This is a genomic window from Thermovirga sp. (genome assembly GCF_017656375.1).
Taxonomy (GTDB): Bacteria; Synergistota; Synergistia; order Synergistales; family Thermovirgaceae; genus Thermovirga.
The window spans coordinates 1-17,671 of the sequence record NZ_JACDOB010000004.1 but is presented as its reverse complement, the minus strand read 5'-3'; the positions used below and the strand labels follow the sequence as shown (position 1 = coordinate 17,671).

Below are 17,671 nucleotides of genomic sequence, written 5' to 3'. Positions count from 1 at the left end.
GATTGTGGTATTCTTTTTGTAAATAGAGAGAAAATAAAGAGAAATAATGAGGAGGAGTAATAATGGCAAATGTTTTTACCGTCGAAACCGGCGGAGGAGTGATAACTTTTGAGACAGGAGCTCTAGCAAAGCAGGCTAATGGCTCGGTGAAGGTGTCTATTGGAGAGACTGTTCTGCTTGTCACTGCATGTTTTTCCGAGACCCCAAGGGAAGGGATAGATTTTTTCCCCCTTCTGGTGGATTACGAAGAAAGGTTTTATTCTGCAGGGAAAATTCCTGGCGGTTTCATAAAAAGGGAAGGGAGGCCATCGGAGACTGCTATATTGACTGCGCGGCTGATAGATAGGTCCATAAGGTCCCTTTTCCCGGAACACATGCGTAACGACGTTCATGTGGTGGCAACTACCCTTTCGGTGGATCAGGAGAATTCTCCAAGCGTTTTGGCTATAAATGGAGCATCTGCAGCACTTACTATTTCTGATATTCCTTGGGAAGGACCTGTAGGTGCTGTAAGAATTGGTTGCGTAGATGGCCAACTGGTAGTAAACCCAACAGAAAGCCTCATGAGGGACAGTTCCTTGGATCTAGTTGTGAGTGGCCATAGAGATGGCATAACCATGGTTGAAGCCGGCGCTTCAGAAGTTTCAGAGGACCTTTTGGTTGAGGCGTTGGAGCTGGCCCAGCAGGAAATAAAAAAAATTGTAGATATTCAGTTAGAGATGAGGGAGAAGTTGGGTAAGGGAAAGATAGAATTGCCTTTACCTGAAGAATATCCACAGATAGATAATTGGATAATGGAAAACCTTTATGATGATATAAAGGCTGCTGTAATGATTCACGAGAAGAAGCCGCGTGCGAAGGCTTTAGATGAGATAGAGAGCAAGGCCATTGAGGCCTTGCTAGAGGAATATCCGGATAAAGAAGGTTATATAAAAGGATATATAAGTAAGCTTGTCAAGAAGGCTGTTAGGGAGTCTATAGTGTTTGAAGGCAAAAGGGCAGATGGGAGGAAAAACGATGAAATAAGGCCCATCACTTGTGAGGTAGGGGTTCTACCTAGGACACACGGTTCTGCTGTATTTACTAGAGGTGAAACCCAGGCTCTTGTAACTACTACGTTGGGAATGGTTGGAGAGGATGATCAGCTGGTTGATGGTTTGCAGCATGATGAAACGTCCAAACGCTTCATGTTACACTACAATTTCCCTCCTTACTCTGTTGGAGAAGTTCGCCCAATGAGGGGGCCAGGCAGGCGAGAAATAGGCCATGGGGCCCTCGCTGAGCGGGCAGTTAGGCCTCTTTTGCCTGATGAAGCGGAGTTTCCCTACGCTATTCGAGTAGTATCAGATATTTTAGAATCTAACGGCTCTAGTTCCATGGCTTCGGTTTGTGGGGCCAGCTTATCTCTTATGGATGCAGGTGTGCCGATAAGAAAGGCCGTTGCAGGAGTAGCTATGGGGCTTATAAAGGAGCAAGAGAAAGTGGTTATCCTAACTGATATTCAGGGATTAGAAGATCATTTTGGAGATATGGATTTCAAAGTGGCGGGGACAAGAGACGGCGTAACGGCCCTTCAAATGGATAATAAGGCTGGCGGCATTACTAGAGAAATCCTTACCCAGGCTCTTGAGCAGGCGAAGCGTGGTAGATTGTTCATTTTGGACAAAATGGATGAAGCAATAAGCGAACCAAGAGGAGAGTTGTCCTCTCTTGCTCCTAGGATATATACCTTGAAGATAGACCAAGAAAAAATCAGGGATATCATTGGCCCAGGCGGAAAGACCATAAGGAGCATAGTGGCTGAGACAGGTGTAAAGATAGATGTGGAAGATAATGGCACTGTACTTATCGCTTCAAGCAGCGATGAAGCGGCACAAAAAGCCATAAACATAATCGAAGAGCTGGTCAAAGAAGTGGAAGCAGGGGACGTTTATCTTGGGAAGGTCACAAGGTTGATGCCCTTTGGAGCATTTGTGGAGGTTCTTCCAGGCAAAGAAGGGCTGCTTCATGTAAGCGAAGTGAGCACCCATCATGTAGCTAAGGTGGATGACATTTTGAAGCCAGGAGATATGGTTCTGGTGGTGGTCAAGGAGATAGACGACATGGGGCGCATTAATCTTTCCAGAAAGAGAATATTTGACAGGAAAGAAGAGATGGAAAGCATGTATCAGGAAGCTTTCTCGGAAGAGATGACAAGGGAAGAGAAAATAGAAAGTGCTTCCAGTAAAAGAGAAAAACCTGCCACACGAGAAAGGAAACCGGGTGGAAGGCCTAATGCTCATCCCAGGAGGAGAGGCTAATCATGGAAGAGGTTAAACTGCCTGTTCACATCACTCGGAGTAAGGAAAGCGAAGATTTGCCTTTGCCAAGTTATGCCACTGAAGGCTCTTCGGGGATGGATGTAGTGGCTGCAGAAAGCTGTGTTATTCAGCCAGGAGAGTGGAAGGCGGTAAGTACTGGTTTGTTTATGGAGATACCAAAGGGATATGAATGCCAGGTAAGGCCTAGGAGTGGTTTGGCCCTTAGGGAAGGAGTAACGGTTCTTAATGCGCCTGGGACGATAGATAGTGACTATCGAGGCGAGGTTAAGGTCTTGCTGATAAATCATGGTAAGACTTCATTTAAGATTGCTAGAGGAGATAGGATAGCTCAACTGGTGTTTGCCAAGGTGGAAAGGGCGGAGCTCCATCTAAAAGAAAAGCTAACCGCCACGGCTAGAGGTAGCGGTGGTTTTGGTAGTACTGGGAAGTAAAGTAGTATAGGGTAAATAATAAATAGAGGAGGGGAGGCCTTAAAAGCCACCCCTCCTCTATTTGTATGTATTCTATTGTTTTTCAGCCTTAATGGTTTTGCTAATACACCATAAAGTACCGCCCCACACTATCAGAAGAACTATTGCCATGTAAACTTGCCAGCCCATACACAATCCCTCCTTTGGCTAGGCTAAAAAGCATTGAAGCCCTCTTTATTCTATTCTGTTGCCTCGAACTTGTGGGTCATCTTATCGGCAAGCCAGTTATTGAGCAACAAGAATACTACGACCATTATAGCCCATTGATAGAACATTGTTCCAACGGTGTAGGTGTATTTAGAGATAGGCAGCCATTTCCACCAGCTGTCAGGATACCAGCTCATAGCCTGTTTGATCCACCAGGTAAAGATGATGACAAACCACAAAGGGAACAGATAAATAAGCTTCCACATCCAGGATGCCTTAAGATCAGAGTATGGCTCAATATATTCTTCCCATATTTTGTTGACGCCTATCTTTATGGCTCCAATAGAGAAAAATACGCCACTTACCAGCAATCCTACGCCCCAGACCCAGTCCTGGTTGTTCAGGAAGTCTATGCTCATTGAGGAAGGTAAGCCTAGAATTGTTATTGCTATCCCTGCTGTCAAGGCTGCCTTAGGACGTTCCCATCCGGCATCCATTAAGAGCCTGACACCCAGCTCTACCATTGAGAGCAAGGAGCTCAAAGCTGCAAAGATCAATGCCAAGAAGAAAAAGCCTGCAAATAATGTGCCTCCTGGCATTACCGTGAATAGTTTGGTAAGGTGAATGAACGCAAGCCCTGTATTTCCAGAGGCCACAGCTGCCTGAGGATCTGGAGAAAGGGCGAAAATAGTGGGAATTATGGCGATTGCTGCGATTAATGCCGCTGAAGTATCAGCAAAACAAATGGTGGTGGCGTTAAGAGAAATATCTTCTGCTTTTTTGGAATACACAAAGTATGTTAAAAGAAGCCCCCAACCGGCTCCTGTGGACCAGGCAACCTGCGTAAATGCCTCAAGCCACAACCGACCAGAAGTGAATAGTTCAAACTTGGGTTCAAATAGGTACTGAAGTCCCTTTGTAGCGCCTGGGAGAGTTACGGCTCTTATTGCTAAAACAACTAGGAGAACAAAAAGGCTAGGTATAAGTATCTTGTTGATTTTCTCAAGTCCCTGAGATACGCCCTTAAAAATTACTATGGTGGCTAACACCATTGAGATAATATGCCAGGGCACCATTGCTCCTGGGGTTGTTGAGAAGGCCGTCCAAAGTGCTTCTGTGTCCAATCCTGGTTTGATTACACCGGTTAAAACATAGACAAAGTACCTGATACACCAACCCATAACTACTGCATAGTAAAAAGCTATACCTAGTGAGATCCATGCCACACATCCACCGGCCCATGCCCATTTTCGGCCAAGCATTTCCTTAAAGGATCCTATTACTCCCATACGGGTTACTTTACCCCAAACAGATTCGGCCATTAAAAGAGGAATAGCCCATAAAAATAAAGCAATAACACAAGCTATAACAAAAGCTCCTCCACCTTGGGCTGCAGCTACGCGAGGAAACCGCCAAATATTACCTGTACCTACAGCCATTCCTATAGCAGATAGGATCAATCCCCATCTACTGCCCCACTGATCAGCTTTCTTAATCTCGGCCATTCTTTAAATCCCTCCTAGCTGAACCAAAAATAAGTCACACCAATACTCCATTTCTTCTGAAAACAAAGAACTAAAAATGCGAGGAAACTTGTGTGGGTCTTGTCGCCTCTATCACCTCCTTTGCTTATGGTTGTGGCGTATGCGGCGATTGAACAACGTAGGGTAGCGGATTGTAAGATACTGTAAGATTTAGATAGAAAAGCAGAAATAAAAACAATATCAGAAAGATCATACATAATATACCACTTTTTATTATCTGCACAAAGCACATACAGTATACTTTTTTCAAGTTTAACGACGACTAACAGTACCGGCTGTGGTACAATTCAATAAAATGCGGTTTTGCGGAAATTGTTCTTGGGAGGGATTAATTTGATAAATGGGCCAGAAGACAGAAAGTATATAGGAACTCTTCCGGTAAGTGTGGCGGAAGTTTTCAAGGAGTGGGGCTGTTCGAAGGGGACAGTCGCGGGTCGGTTTAATGGTGAATTGGTAGATCTGAATTATAAAATAGAGATGGATGGCTTTCTGGAGCCAATATCTGTTGATACAGAAGAAGGCTTGGAAATTCTAAGGCACTCTACGTCACATCTTTTGGCGCAGGCGGTAAAAAGGCTTTACCCAGGAACCAAATTGGGTATAGGGCCAGCGATAAAAGATGCTTTTTATTACGATTTAGATGTGCCACAACAGATATCTGAGGATGACTTACCTAAAATAGAGAAGGAAATGAAAAGGATTGCCAAGGAAAAATTGAAAATAGAAAGAAGTGTTTTGTCGAAGGAAAAGGCTTTGGTGCTTTTTAAGGGGCAAGGTGAAGATTATAAATTGGAATTGATTGAAGATTTAGATGGCGAAGAGATATCTGTTTACAAACAAGGAGAGTTTGTTGACCTGTGTAGAGGTCCCCATGTACCCGACACTTCCTACATTAAACACTTTAAGCTTCTTTCTTTGGCCGGAGCCTATTGGCGCGGTGACGAAAAGAATAAAATGCTTACCAGAATATATGGAACAGCTTTTGCGACAAAGGAAGATCTTGATGCATATATAACGAGAATGGAGGAAGCCAAACGTAGAGACCATAGAAAGTTGGGGAAAGAGTTAGATTTGTTTAGTATTCAGCCTGAAGGGCCAGGTTTCCCCTTCTTTCATCCTAAAGGTATGGTTATCATAAACAAGCTTGTTGATTTTTGGCGTGAGGAGCACGAGAAGAGGGGGTATTGTGAGATACGTACTCCTCTTATCTTAGATAGGGAGCTTTGGATTCGTTCAGGACATTGGGATCATTACAGGGAGAACATGTATTTTACCGAGATAGATGATAGGCCTTTTGCCATAAAGCCCATGAATTGCCCTGGCGGGATACTTGTTTACAAGAGTCGGATAAGAAGCTACAGAGATTTGCCTCTTAGGATGGCCGAGCTCGGGACGGTTCATAGACACGAAAGGTCTGGAGTGCTCCATGGCCTTATGAGGGTAAGATGCTTTACGCAGGATGATGCCCACCTGTATGTCATGCCGGACCAAATAAAAGAAGAAATATTGGGGATTATGGATCTGGTGAAGTACATATATAAGGACGTATTTGGGTTCAATTACAGAGTAGAATTATCCACCAAACCGGAGAAGGCTATGGGGGATCCCTTAATGTGGGAAAAGGCAGAAAAAGCTCTTGAGGAAGCCCTTAAGGCAGCAGGTGTTGAGTATAAGATAAATCCAGGAGATGGTGCCTTTTATGGCCCCAAGATTGATTTTCACTTAGAAGACTGCATAGGTAGAACTTGGCAGTGTGGAACTATACAGCTTGATTTCCAAATGCCTGAGAAGTTCGATATAACTTATGTTGGCCCAGATGGTGAACATCATAGGCCGGTTATGCTACATAGGACAGTCTTTGGTAGCTTGGAAAGGTTTTTGGGTATTCTTATAGAACATTACGCGGGTGCCTTCCCCTTCTGGCTTGCTCCTGTTCAGGTGAAAGTTCTGCCTGTAAGGCATGAATATAATGGTTATGCAAAAGAAGTATTTGATAGATTAAAAAATGAAGGATTTAGGGTGGAAGTAGATAGTCGGGAAGAGAAATTAGGGAAGAAGATAAGGGATGCGCAAATGGAAAAGATCCCATACATGCTGGTAGTAGGTGCAAATGAGGTGCAGGAAAGAACAGTGGCAGTGAGAGAGAGGCAGGCAGGAGATGTTGGAAGCATGTCCTTGGAAGAATTAATTGCTATTATGACTGAACGCCTATCGCCTGTATCTCAGGTGTGATGTTGATATAAAAGGTAACCTATGGTATATTTAGTCACTAGCAGTTAGTGGGATAGGATAAAGTGCAATATATAAAATAATATATAAAATTAATATGAAAAGAGGAGGATCCATTCTCCCACCTGGGTCGACGCAAAACGCTGTTGCCGGGTCAAATGCAGGTAGCTTTAAGAGAGAGCTATCGTGTCTTTGATTATAGCCGGGCGTTCAGCGTCCGGCTATAATTTTTGAATAATATTTTGGAGGTGACCAGCTATAGCAAAAAAAGTTGATGAACCAAGGGTCAATAATGAGATAAGAGCAAAAGAGGTATTGTTAATTGATGACAAAGGTGTGAAGCTGGGCGTGGTCCCGCTGAGCGAGGCTCTTGATATTGCAGCAGAGAGAGAGCTTGATTTAGTGGAAGTGGCGCCGCAGGCTTCACCCCCGGTCTGTAGGATATTGGATTATGGTAAATATAAGTATCAGTTGCAGAAAAAGGAGAAAGACGCTAGGAAAAAGAGTAAATCACAAACTGTAAAAGAGATGAAAATGCGCCCGAAAATTGACCAGCACGATTACGAGTTTAAGACAAAAGCTATAAGGAATTTCTTGGCTGCTGGACATAGGGTTAAGGTTGCTGTTTTCTTCAGGGGTAGAGAGATGGCCTTCTTGGATAAAGGTAGGGAAGTATTGGAGAGGGTTATAAGAGATTGTGAGGATGTAGGAAAGGTAGAGATGGAGCCTAGAATGGAAGGACGTTACATGCGTGCAATGCTAGCGCCTTTGCCACAGAGTCAGAAAAACAAGAAGAAAGAGCCTTCTAAAGCCAGTAACAAAGAGCCTTCTAAAGCCAATAACGATGAGGGTAATGTAGAAAACAATAAATAGAGATCAAGATTTGCGATACAGATCAAAAAGCAGTTGGAGGAGGATGAAATTATGCCTAAGATGAAGACTCACTCAGGAGCTAAGAAACGCTTCAGAGTGACAGGTACTGGGAAATTAAGCTATAAGAAGAGTGGTAGAGGTCACCTTTTGCGAAAAAAGAACAGTAAGAGGTTGAGGAGATTGAAGCAGAAGGGGTATTTGAATCCGACAATGGAGAGAAATGTAAAGAAATTGCTCCCTTACGCATAAACGAAATTTTGTTTGAGTGTAAATTGAAAATTAAGATAATCTAATGAAAGAGGTGAACGCTCATGCCGCGAGTGAAGGGCGGATCTGCGAGCGACAAAAAGCGCAAAAAACTTTTTAAAATAACTAAGGGTTTTTGGGGTAGAAAGAAGAACACTTATAAAAGAGCAAAAGAAGCGTCCTTGCATGCTTTGGCTAGTGCCTACAAGGACAGAAGAGCAAGGAAAAGAGATTTTAGAAGGCTATGGGTTACGAGAATTAGCGCAGCGGCCCGCATGAATGATATTTCTTATAGTAATTTTATAAACGGCTTGAAAAGAGCGGGCATTCAAGTTAACAGAAAGATGCTTGCTGACTTGGCGGTGAATGATATGCAAGCATTCAAAGTGATGGTGGAGAAGGCCAAGGAGGCGCTTGAGCAATAAATCCCAAAAAGTTTTACGGTAAATTAAAACCAGAAAGGATTATTGTCGGAGGGTTTCTGATGTTGATTGTGTCAGGAACCCTCCTTCTTTGGATTTTGAACCACAGTTATAGACCATTGAATTTTATTGATTCTCTTTTTACTGTCACATCTGCGGTTTGTGTTACCGGATTGGTTGTTGTAAATACAGCCACTGATTTGAGTTTTTACTCTAAGTGCTTGATTGTTGTCTTAATGCAGCTTGGCGGTCTAGGTGTTATGACTGCCTTTACATCTTTATTTATATTGCGTGGTTCGCGGGTGAGTCTTCAACATAGGTACTGCCTTTCAAGTAGCCTAGGTCTTGATGGAGTTTCGGGGGTAATAAGGCTGTTAGGGCATATAGTGAAGATGACTTTTGCCATAGAGCTTTTTGGAGCATTGTTGCTTTTTGGGGAGCTGTTGGATTATTACGAGCCGTTAGATGCCCTTGGCCACGCCATTTTTCATAGCATAAGCGCTTTTTGTAACGCTGGTTTCTCAACCTTTCCGGATAACCTTGTGCCTTTTCGCGAAGACCCATCTATTACTTTGATTATAATGTTGCTTATAATATTGGGCGGGATAGGATTTGTTCCTCTAATGGAGTTAGTGGGCATAGAATACCACAATAAGCGAATGTCACCTTACTGTAAGCTAGTCTTTTCTGTCACGTTTTTGCTAATAGTAATAGGTTGCTTGGCCTTATTTTTGACAGAGCACATTGTGTGGAGACATGATGTCTCCGTATTTCAAAGTTTTTGGGATGCTTTATTCCAGTCTGTTTCAGCCCGTACTGCTGGATTCAACACAGTGGATATAGGGAAAATTTCTCCCGTGGGATCTTTTGTGTTGATTTTACTGATGATAATAGGAGCTTCTCCTGGCTCTACGGGAGGAGGCATAAAGACAACCACATTTGGGGTTTTGTTATTGTCCTTATACAGCGAAATTTTGCAAAGGGAAGACATAATTTTCTCCAGCAGAAGGATACCTTATAGCATCTTAAGAAAAGCCGTGTCTCTTGTTATAGTTTATATGGTGACCATATTTCTTTCTTCCTTTATATTAGGAATAATGGAACCTTATTCTTTTAGAGAGATTCTTTTTGAGGTGACTTCTGCTTTAGGTACAGTTGGCCTTTCGACCGGAATAACGCAAGGGCTTTCTGGCTTAGGTAAATTCTTACTGATTTTGTTGATGTTTTGGGGCAGGGTTGGTTTGATTGTTTTCTTCTATGGAGTTGCGAGAAAGGATGAGCAAAGACATATTTCATATATTGATACCAATGTGCCTATAGGTTAGGAGGGTGTTAGCTTGCCCAAAAAAATTGGAAAGAGGAAGACATTTTTAGTAGTGGGTTTGGGTAGGTTTGGAAAGGCTGTATGTGAGAGATTGGCAGAGCTTGGGGAGAACGTGATAGCTGTAGATAAAAACAGAGCCAGGATAGATGAACTTGCAGATAAAGTAGATGTTGCCGTTCAGATGGATGCAACCGACGAGGAGGCTTTAAAAAAGATAGGTGCCAAGGAAGTGGATGGAGCCATAGTTGCCATAGGGGAAAACATAGAAGCGAGCATTTTGGCGGTAACTTTGCTTGTTGGGATGGGAGTTCCTTATGTGGCGGCCAGAGCAAACAGCACTATTCACGCCCGGGTATTGGCAAGGATGGGGGCTCAAAGGGTGTTTTTCCCTGAAAGGGATTTTGGTGTTAAGATAGCAGAACAAATTTCTAAGCCTGCGCTGTCCAACTTCGTCGAGTTGCCAGGATCAGATTTTATGATCGGTGAAATTGGAACATACGAAGAGATGGTAGGCAAGACTTTGGCGGAGCTGGAATTCAGAAACCGATATAATGCTGTCGTCCTATTAGTCAAAAGAGGTTCTGAAAAGTTTCTTCCTAAAGCAGATACCCTTTTGGGAAAAGAGGACAAACTGATTGTAGCTGCCTATCGAGATGATTTAAATAAATTGTTAGAATAACTATATGAATGATAAAGTTATCAGTAGAGAGAAATGGGGTGTGGCTGTAGTGATCGATATAGAAAGAAAAACAGCGGAAATAAAAGATCTTTTTTTTACAGAACTTAAAAAGGCAAAAGGACCTGAAGATTTGGAGGAGATAAGGGTCAGATTTTTGGGTAAAAAGGGTAATATAACAAGCCTTCTAAAAAGTATAAAAAATATAGATCCTAGCGAACGTCCTAAAGCTGGCCAGTTATTGAATCAACTTAAAGAGGAGATAGAACTGGCAATTAGGCAAAAAAGAGAAGCACTCTTGGAGGCGTTTTATCAGAAGGAAGAGGAAGAGGATGCCATAGATGTAACACTTCCCCCTAGAGGCAGGAAGTGGGGTGGTTTCCATCCAGTAGCCCAAGTAATGGAGGAAGTAGTTGAAATTTTCGCTTCCATGGGATTTACAGTGGCTTATGGGCCTGAAATAGAGAATGATTTCTATAATTTTGAGGCTTTAAATATTCCTCCACATCACCCCGCAAGAGATATGCAAGATACCTTTTATACAACCAACGGGCTGCTCTTGAGGACTCATACTTCTCCTGTAGAGGTAAGGGCTATGCGTCAAATGGGTGCCCCCTTACGTATCGTGGTCCCTGGTAAAGTTTATAGAAGAGACAATGATCCTACCCATTCTCCGATGTTTCATCAACTGGAGGGATTGTTAATAGATGAAGATATTTCTGTGGCAGATTTGAAGGGCTGTATGGAGGCTTTTGCTAACATAATATTTGAACGTTCATTAAAAGTGAGATATAGGGCAAGCTATTTCCCCTTTACTGAGCCTTCCTTGGAGATGGATGTAGAGTGCGTTGCATGTTCTGGTAAAAATCCAGAGTGTCGGATATGCAAGGGGACAGGATGGCTCGAGATTGCCGGTATGGGCATGACACACCCGAATGTATTGAGGGCTGGCGGGATAGACCCGCAGAAATACAATGGTTTTGCTTGGGGAATGGGATTGGACCGCATAGCCATGTTGAAATATGGATTAGATGATTTGAGGGTGTTTTTCGAAGGAGATCTTGCATTTTTAATAGGGGGTCGCCAGGAATGAAGATATGTTGGAGTTGGTTAAAAGAAGAGGTAAATTTCAAGATAGATAACATGGAACATGTTGTTGAAAGGCTGACAGAAACGGGTTCCGAGGTGGAATCCATCGAAAAGCCTGTGCCTCTCCTAAAGGGCGTCGTTACTGCGAAAGTTAAGAGTATAAAGGGGCACCCTGATAATCCTAACCTGTTAGTTGTCAAACTGGACACAGGAAAGGGCGAGGCTACCTGCGTAACAGCAGCTAAAAATCTGAGAGCAGAAGATGTGGTGCCTTATGCACCTCCAGGTGCGACAGTTGCTGATGGAACTGTGATGGCAGCACGGGAGTTCGATGGCATTGTGAGTGAAGGTATGATGTTGTCGGCAGATGAAATAGGCTTGCCAGATATCGCTGACGAGTTTGGAATTTTGAGACTATCCGAAAGTGAAAAGCCTGGAAAAGATATAAGGCCCATTCTTGGGTTAGATGATTATGTGTTGGATATTTCTATAACTCCAAATAGAGGAGACCTTTTGAGCGTCCGAGGACTAGCTCAAGAAGTTGCTGCTATACTGGATGTTTCGATAAACGAACTTAGGCCAAATAAGGGTTTTAGTGATTCCGGGCCTTCGACCTCTGATATGGAGAAAGAATTTAAGGGAATAACTTTGCAGGATGAAGGATGTTCTCTTTATGCTTTGGGTTTTGCAGATAACGTAAAAATAGGTCCTTCTCCCGTGAAGGAACGCGTCAGGTTGTCCCTTTTAGGCATGAGGCCCATTAACAACATCGTTGATGCTACCAATCTTGTAATGTTGTATCTAGGCCAGCCCCTTCATGCTTTTGATTACGACCTTTTGCCAGAAAAGGAAATAACGGTAAGAAGTGCTCGTGAAGGAGAAAAAATAGTAACTCTTGATGGCAAAGAACGAAGCTTGATTCCTGATGACCTCGTGATAGCCAGCGGAGGAATTCCTGTTGCTCTTGCGGGAGTAATGGGAGGAGAAAACACGGAAATAAACGATAGCACGAAAAGGATAGCGCTAGAATCTGCGAATTTCGATTCTGTGAGAGTGAGCAAGACGTATAGAAGGCTGGGTCTTCCTAGTGAAGCTGCTTATAGGTTTGCCAGAAAGGTTGATCCTGCGAAGGTGACAATAGCTTTATCTAAGACCTTTGAGTATCTTGTTAAATGGAAAGCAGCGCGTCCCCTTGGTCAGGTAATGGAAAGATCGGGCGAGGAACAACCTCGTTATGTTGAGCTGACCAGAAAGAATCTGAAGAAAGTCCTGTTGCTCGAAGATATGGATTTAGCATCAACTATTTTACGTAGGTTAGGGTTTATTGAAACTACTAAGGAAGAGGATAGAAGAGTTTTTCAAGTCCCCAGTTTCCGTGCGGATGTATCAATAGAGGAAGACCTGATAGAAGAAGTTGGAAGAGTTTGGGGATACGACAAAATGGAATCCAGATTGCCGGCTGTTACGCGCAAACCTGGTGACATAACAAAAAGGATGAGGACAGAGCGCCAGTTGCGCAATATCGCCATGGGACGAGGTTACGCGGAAGCAATAACATACAGCTTTATATCTCCAGACTTACTAAAGACCTTAAGGATTCCGGAAGATAGCCCCTTGGCAAATTGTGTAACCTTATCTAACCCTTTGAGCAAGGAACAATCTATTATGAGGACTTCTTTGGCATTTGGCTTGCTGAAAGCAGCTGCTGCTAATATTAGAAATGGATGGAGAAGTCCCATAAGAATGTTCGAGATAGGGAAAGTGTTTTCTCTTGAAGATGGAACAGAATTGGGAGTCAAGGAAAATCTCCATATAGGAGGTATAGTTTGTCTTGGAAAGGATTCCCGGTTCGTGTGGAAAGAGCAAGTAGATGATTTCTTCTCGGTGAAGGCAGATATTATGGCCTTGACTGAGGCTAAAGGCGTTTTGTTAGAGTTTGTGAAGGGTGAATATCCTTTTGGCCATAAAGGACAATCGGCTCATATTTTGAATAACGGCAAAGTAATAGGATACTTATGTCGATTGAAGCCTAAAATAGCGGAGGAACTCTCGTTGCCTCAACCGGTGTTGTTGTTTGAACTAGACCTTGAGGTGTTAGAGAGGTCGAAAGGTGTTAGCTTTGGAAAAACAAATAAATATCCGGCAGTGTATAGAGATATATCTATTCTCATTGACAAGGGAATGCCTGTAGAGAAAGTTAAGGTGGATGTAAAGGATTTAGCGTCTCAGTATGTGAGAAGTGTAAGGCTGTTTGATGTGTATGAAGGGAAAGGGCTCCCTGAGGGCAAAAGGAGTGTAGCTTTTACTTTAGAGTATAGGTCTGAGGAAGTTACTCTTCGTGATGAAGAAGTAGATAAAGCACATATGGGGCTAAGAGAGGCCCTACAACAGAAGGGCTATGTTTTACGCTAAGTTAAGGAGGGGATTCCTGTGCAGGAATATCTTGCTAATCTTGAAGGTCTTGTAGAGAGGGTTACAAAGCGTCTTAATGAATTGCTCGATGAAAACAGGCAATTAAAAGAAGAAATCGAAATCCACAAGGAAGTCTTGGAGGAGAAAAACAGCGAAATTGAGGCCATAAAAGAAGACTATAAAAAAATTATAGAAGAAAAGGACAGAGAACTTTCCGATCTCAAATATGTGCAGAAAGAGGCTGAGGAAAGGATAAAGGCGCTGTTAGACAAGATAAGAGGGGTTGTGGAGTAATAAGGAGTTCCTTGTGTAGATAATTTGGGAAACATAGCGCGAGAAGAAGGGGGGCAACCCAATTGCAGGGAGAAGTTCGGCGAGTTAATGTGCTTGTGGGGAAAAAGACATATTCCATTTTAACTCGACTGGATGAAGATAAGTTCAACGCGGTTCTGAAAATCGTCAAAGAAGCAGTTGAAGGCATTGAAGGTTCTGTAGAGCAAGAACAGAGACTGCTTTTGGGTTGCCTAAAGATGGCCTATGAAATAGAAGAAGTTACTGAGAAATTAGAAAAGGCCCTGAAAGAGTGTAACTGATTATGGGATTGGCGTTTACAGTTGACTTAATAGTACTTTTTATGGCGATTTATTTTGTATCTAGAGGCTTATTGAGGGGCTTGTCGGGAGAGATAATTTCCATCCTTTCCGTGGTTGGAGGCTTTTTGCTTGCATGGTACTGGTCAGATAAGGCAGCTGAACTTTTAGTGAGTTGGTTTGCCTTGGAGGCAGGATATGCTAGGATTCTTTGCCTTTTTTTAATATATCTTCTATGCCTTATAGCAGGAGGATTTTTAAGAAGGGTAGTGAAAGCTTTCCTACGTTTTGTAAGCCTCTCGGTTGTGGACAGAGTCCTTGGAGGAATTGCCGGCCTGCTAAAGAGCTTAGTTTTTTTGTTATTGATATATATGGCAACATCCTTTTTGGTTCCTTTTATGGGAACAGACTGGGTGAAAAAGTCTGTATCCATGAATATAGCTGGCGTGGTATTGCCGTATGTGCAGGACCTGATGGGTAAAATAGATTCGAAAGAATTTAATTCCTTCCCTTTGTATAAAGAGCTTTGGCAACATGATGGCACATTACCATTGAAAGTCCCAGTAGGAGATATTAATAACCAAGTACATCAAGAGGGTGACGATATAAAACAGTGAGAACCGATGAAAAAACTCTTCAGCTTGTTGATATACCTAAAGTTTTAGAACTTATAGAAAATGAATGCAGAAGCCCTTTGGGAGTTGAATGCCTTAGGCAGCAAGGGCCTTTTTCTTCTCTCGAGCAGGTCGAGGAAAGGCAAGCGCTACTTAATTCTTTTGGGAAATATGAAGATGTTTGCGGAAGGCTGCCTTGGGAAAAGGATCTTAACCCCTTGGGTAAGCTTTTTGAAGAGGCGAAGGTGTCTGGCCTTCTAAGTGGCATGGAGTTGGTACAAATAAGGAACATGGTGGGGCTTGCCATGAGGTTGAGGGAAGCCTTGGTGGACAGAAAGGAATCTTTCCCAGAACTTTATTCCCTTATAAGAAAAATTCCTGATTTAAGCGCCTTGTTTGAAGACCTGCATATTTTGGCTGATGATGGAAGGCTTTATGACAGCGCATCTGATTTGCTTGGTAAGTTGAGAACTGAGCATAGGAACTATAGTTTTAAAGCAAGAAAGTTAGCTCAAAATCTTGTCTCAAATTCATCTTTTTCTCACATGCTTCAAGACAAAAATATTCATTATCGTAAAGAGCGCATAGTTCTTTTGGTGAGACAAGAGTATTTGAATAGATTCAAGGGTATAGTTATTGATCGTTCTACCACAGGTAACAGTCTTTACATGGAGCCGGAAGGCTTGATAGAGATAAATAACAAGGTGTCCATTTTAAAGAAGGAGATAGAGGAAGAAGAAAGAAGAATTTTACAAAGGCTGACCCGTGAAATTTTGGAAAAACAAAAGCCTTTGGAAAGAGTAGAGCATATATTGGGCCTTTTAGACCTGCTGTATGCTTTGAGAGAAGTAATGAAAAAGCATAGGTGGATTCTTCCTGTGATGAAAAATTCTCCTATGTTCAAGTTAAAAGGAGCTAGACATCCTTTGTTAGGGAACCTTTGTGTTCCCATAGATATATTTTGTGGAACTACTTTTAGACAGCTGGTAATAACAGGCCCTAATACTGGCGGCAAGACAGTAGCGCTTAAGACTGTAGCAGTATCTTTGTATCTTGGTTGGTGTGGATTCCCAATTCCTTGTAGTGAGGGAACAGAAATAGGTTTTGTTGACTGGATGTTGGCCGACATAGGAGACGAACAGAGCATAGAACAGAATCTTTCCACGTTTAGCGCCCACCTGACTAGATTGATTGAGATGCTCCAAAAAGCCAATAAAAAGAGTTTGCTTTTGTTAGATGAGTTGGGTGCTGGAACGGACCCTCAAGAAGGGGCGGCTTTGGGAATTGCCATTCTTGATAAACTTAGAGCTATAGGTTGCTTAACTCTTGCCACAACACATCACAATTTGATAAAGAGATACGCCTTGACAGCTAAAGGGGTAGAGACCGCAAGCATGGAATTTGACTCTAAATCGTTGAAACCCACGTTCCGTCTTCTTATGGGAATGCCAGGTAAAAGTAACGCTTTAACTATAGCAAAGCACTTAGGGATGCCGGAAGAGATAATATCCAAAGCGAAGGATGTGCTTTTGGAGTCCTACTATGGAGAAGAAAAGCTTGTGGAGGAGTTACATGACAAGCATATGGCAATAGATAGATTAAGGGAAGAATTGAAGCTTAAGGAAATGCAACTTAACAGGCTAAAAGAAGAGTTGAGTAAAGAGAGGACAAAGCTGGAATTGGAAAGAGAGCGAATTCTTTCTGAGGCGAAGGATGAAGCCCTGGAAATGATAGACGAAGCCCAGAAATTGTATCAGGAAATGGTGGGGAAAATAGGGGTTTTCAATGCTAAAGAATTACATAAATCCACGGAAAAGGGCAGGCAGCGCATGTTGAAGATGAAGAAGAACATTCATGCGCGTGAAGAAGTGTCCATAGAGAGAGCAAAGGCCGAGGAGATTTCTACTGGAGACCTTGTGGAAATAGTAGGCCAGTCCACAAAGGGGACTGTTGAAGCAATTGAAGAAGGGAAAGCTACGCTATTATGTGGTTCCATCAAGATAGAAGTGCAATTGAATAAACTTAAACTAGTAAAGAAAAGAGAAGAAGTTGAAGATCAAACGGTTCCGACTATAAGAGGCAACTTTAAGAAGGTTTCTGTCCCTCCCTCAATAATGATCAGAGGAATGACTGTGGATGAAGCTATGCCCGAGGTTGAACTGTATTTGGATAGGGCGTTTAGAGCGGGTTATGGTGAGGTTACTATCATCCATGGGCGAGGAGAGGGTATACTCAGAAGAGAGGTGCATGCCTTATGTAAAAGGCTTCCTTATGTTACAAGCTTCAGGTTAGGAGAGCCAGCAGAGGGTGGAATTGGTGTAACTGTAGTGAGCTTTAGGTGAGGTTAAGTTCTTCTCAGAATTATGATTGTTGTTCAATGTAAACGGACAGTGAAAATGTTACCTTTTTAGATGTTGTTTGCGTATACTGTCTAGCCCTGTCCAGGGGGTGATTTTAGGGTTCTGGGCAGGGCTAGTTTTTCCTTTTTCCATTAGGTTACATATGACCTCCATGGCGGCATTGGGATTTTTGGAATGTTTTAAGCGCTGGTATAATGATGCCATGGCGGGTTACCTCCTTTTCCCTTTGTTTTGGTTGTTTGGGCAGCACCAGTATAAAGGAGAGGTGCCCGCCTTTTCCATTACCTTCTTCACTTTAACTAAGTAGTCGGAACGAAACTTAGGCACATCTACAAGTGGGTAGAAAATATTGCT

At 42.7% G+C, this 17,671-nt stretch carries 15 protein-coding genes; 14 read left to right on the top strand and 1 reads right to left on the bottom strand.

Going from position 1 to position 17,671, the window contains the following annotated elements; all coding sequences use genetic code 11:
- The first annotated feature begins 62 nt into the window (after positions 1–62).
- Positions 63–2,300 carry a polyribonucleotide nucleotidyltransferase gene (pnp, locus tag H0Z23_RS02730; RefSeq protein ID WP_296867429.1) on the top strand — a complete coding sequence of 746 codons (2,238 nt, stop codon included), beginning with the start codon at positions 63–65 and terminating at the stop codon, positions 2,298–2,300.
- A gap of 2 nt (positions 2,301–2,302) precedes the next feature.
- Positions 2,303–2,752, top strand: coding sequence for a dUTP diphosphatase (gene dut, locus H0Z23_RS02725; protein WP_296867428.1), 450 nt, complete (start codon positions 2,303–2,305; stop codon positions 2,750–2,752).
- A gap of 218 nt (positions 2,753–2,970) precedes the next feature.
- Here the strand turns inward: dut and H0Z23_RS02720 are convergent, their stop codons facing one another.
- Positions 2,971–4,443, bottom strand: coding sequence for a sodium-dependent transporter (locus H0Z23_RS02720; protein ID WP_296867427.1), 1,473 nt, complete (start codon positions 4,441–4,443; stop codon positions 2,971–2,973).
- Positions 4,444–4,815: 372 nt separating this feature from the next.
- Here H0Z23_RS02720 and thrS point away from each other — a divergent pair, with 372 nt between their 5' ends.
- From thrS to H0Z23_RS02660, 12 genes are all read left to right on the top strand, one after another.
- Complete coding sequence (thrS, locus tag H0Z23_RS02715) at positions 4,816–6,714, top strand: threonine--tRNA ligase (RefSeq protein WP_296867426.1); 1,899 nt, start codon at positions 4,816–4,818, stop codon at positions 6,712–6,714.
- A 255-nt stretch (positions 6,715–6,969) separates the two neighbouring features.
- Positions 6,970–7,584 carry a translation initiation factor IF-3 gene (gene infC / locus H0Z23_RS02710; protein ID WP_296867494.1) on the top strand — a complete coding sequence of 205 codons (615 nt, stop codon included), beginning with the start codon at positions 6,970–6,972 and terminating at the stop codon, positions 7,582–7,584.
- A 51-nt stretch (positions 7,585–7,635) separates the two neighbouring features.
- Positions 7,636–7,833 carry a 50S ribosomal protein L35 gene (gene rpmI, locus H0Z23_RS02705; RefSeq protein ID WP_296867425.1) on the top strand — a complete coding sequence of 66 codons (198 nt, stop codon included), beginning with the start codon at positions 7,636–7,638 and terminating at the stop codon, positions 7,831–7,833.
- Positions 7,834–7,895: 62 nt separating this feature from the next.
- On the top strand, positions 7,896–8,255 hold the full coding sequence (gene rplT, locus H0Z23_RS02700; RefSeq protein ID WP_296867424.1) for a 50S ribosomal protein L20: 360 nt from the start codon (positions 7,896–7,898) through the stop codon (positions 8,253–8,255).
- Positions 8,256–8,314: 59 nt separating this feature from the next.
- Complete coding sequence (locus H0Z23_RS02695) at positions 8,315–9,577, top strand: TrkH family potassium uptake protein (protein ID WP_296867423.1); 1,263 nt, start codon at positions 8,315–8,317, stop codon at positions 9,575–9,577.
- A 12-nt stretch (positions 9,578–9,589) separates the two neighbouring features.
- Positions 9,590–10,255, top strand: a complete 666-nt coding sequence (locus tag H0Z23_RS02690; RefSeq protein ID WP_296867422.1) for a TrkA family potassium uptake protein — start codon at positions 9,590–9,592, stop codon at positions 10,253–10,255.
- A gap of 4 nt (positions 10,256–10,259) precedes the next feature.
- Complete coding sequence (pheS, locus tag H0Z23_RS02685; RefSeq protein WP_296867421.1) at positions 10,260–11,345, top strand: phenylalanine--tRNA ligase subunit alpha; 1,086 nt, start codon at positions 10,260–10,262, stop codon at positions 11,343–11,345.
- Positions 11,342–13,753, top strand: a complete 2,412-nt coding sequence (gene pheT / locus H0Z23_RS02680; RefSeq protein ID WP_296867420.1) for a phenylalanine--tRNA ligase subunit beta — start codon at positions 11,342–11,344, stop codon at positions 13,751–13,753. Before pheS ends, pheT begins: the two co-directional genes overlap by 4 nt.
- A gap of 18 nt (positions 13,754–13,771) precedes the next feature.
- Positions 13,772–14,047: a hypothetical protein gene (locus tag H0Z23_RS02675; protein WP_296867419.1), complete on the top strand. Its 276-nt coding sequence runs from the start codon at positions 13,772–13,774 to the stop codon at positions 14,045–14,047.
- Positions 14,048–14,109: 62 nt separating this feature from the next.
- Complete coding sequence (locus tag H0Z23_RS02670) at positions 14,110–14,346, top strand: hypothetical protein (RefSeq protein ID WP_296867418.1); 237 nt, start codon at positions 14,110–14,112, stop codon at positions 14,344–14,346.
- A gap of 8 nt (positions 14,347–14,354) precedes the next feature.
- Entirely contained in the window at positions 14,355–14,960 is a 606-nt protein-coding gene (locus tag H0Z23_RS02665; RefSeq protein ID WP_296867417.1) for a CvpA family protein, read from the top strand.
- Entirely contained in the window at positions 14,957–17,299 is a 2,343-nt protein-coding gene (locus tag H0Z23_RS02660) for an endonuclease MutS2 (protein WP_296867416.1), read from the top strand. Before H0Z23_RS02665 ends, H0Z23_RS02660 begins: the two co-directional genes overlap by 4 nt.
- Positions 17,300–17,671 lie beyond the last annotated feature (372 nt).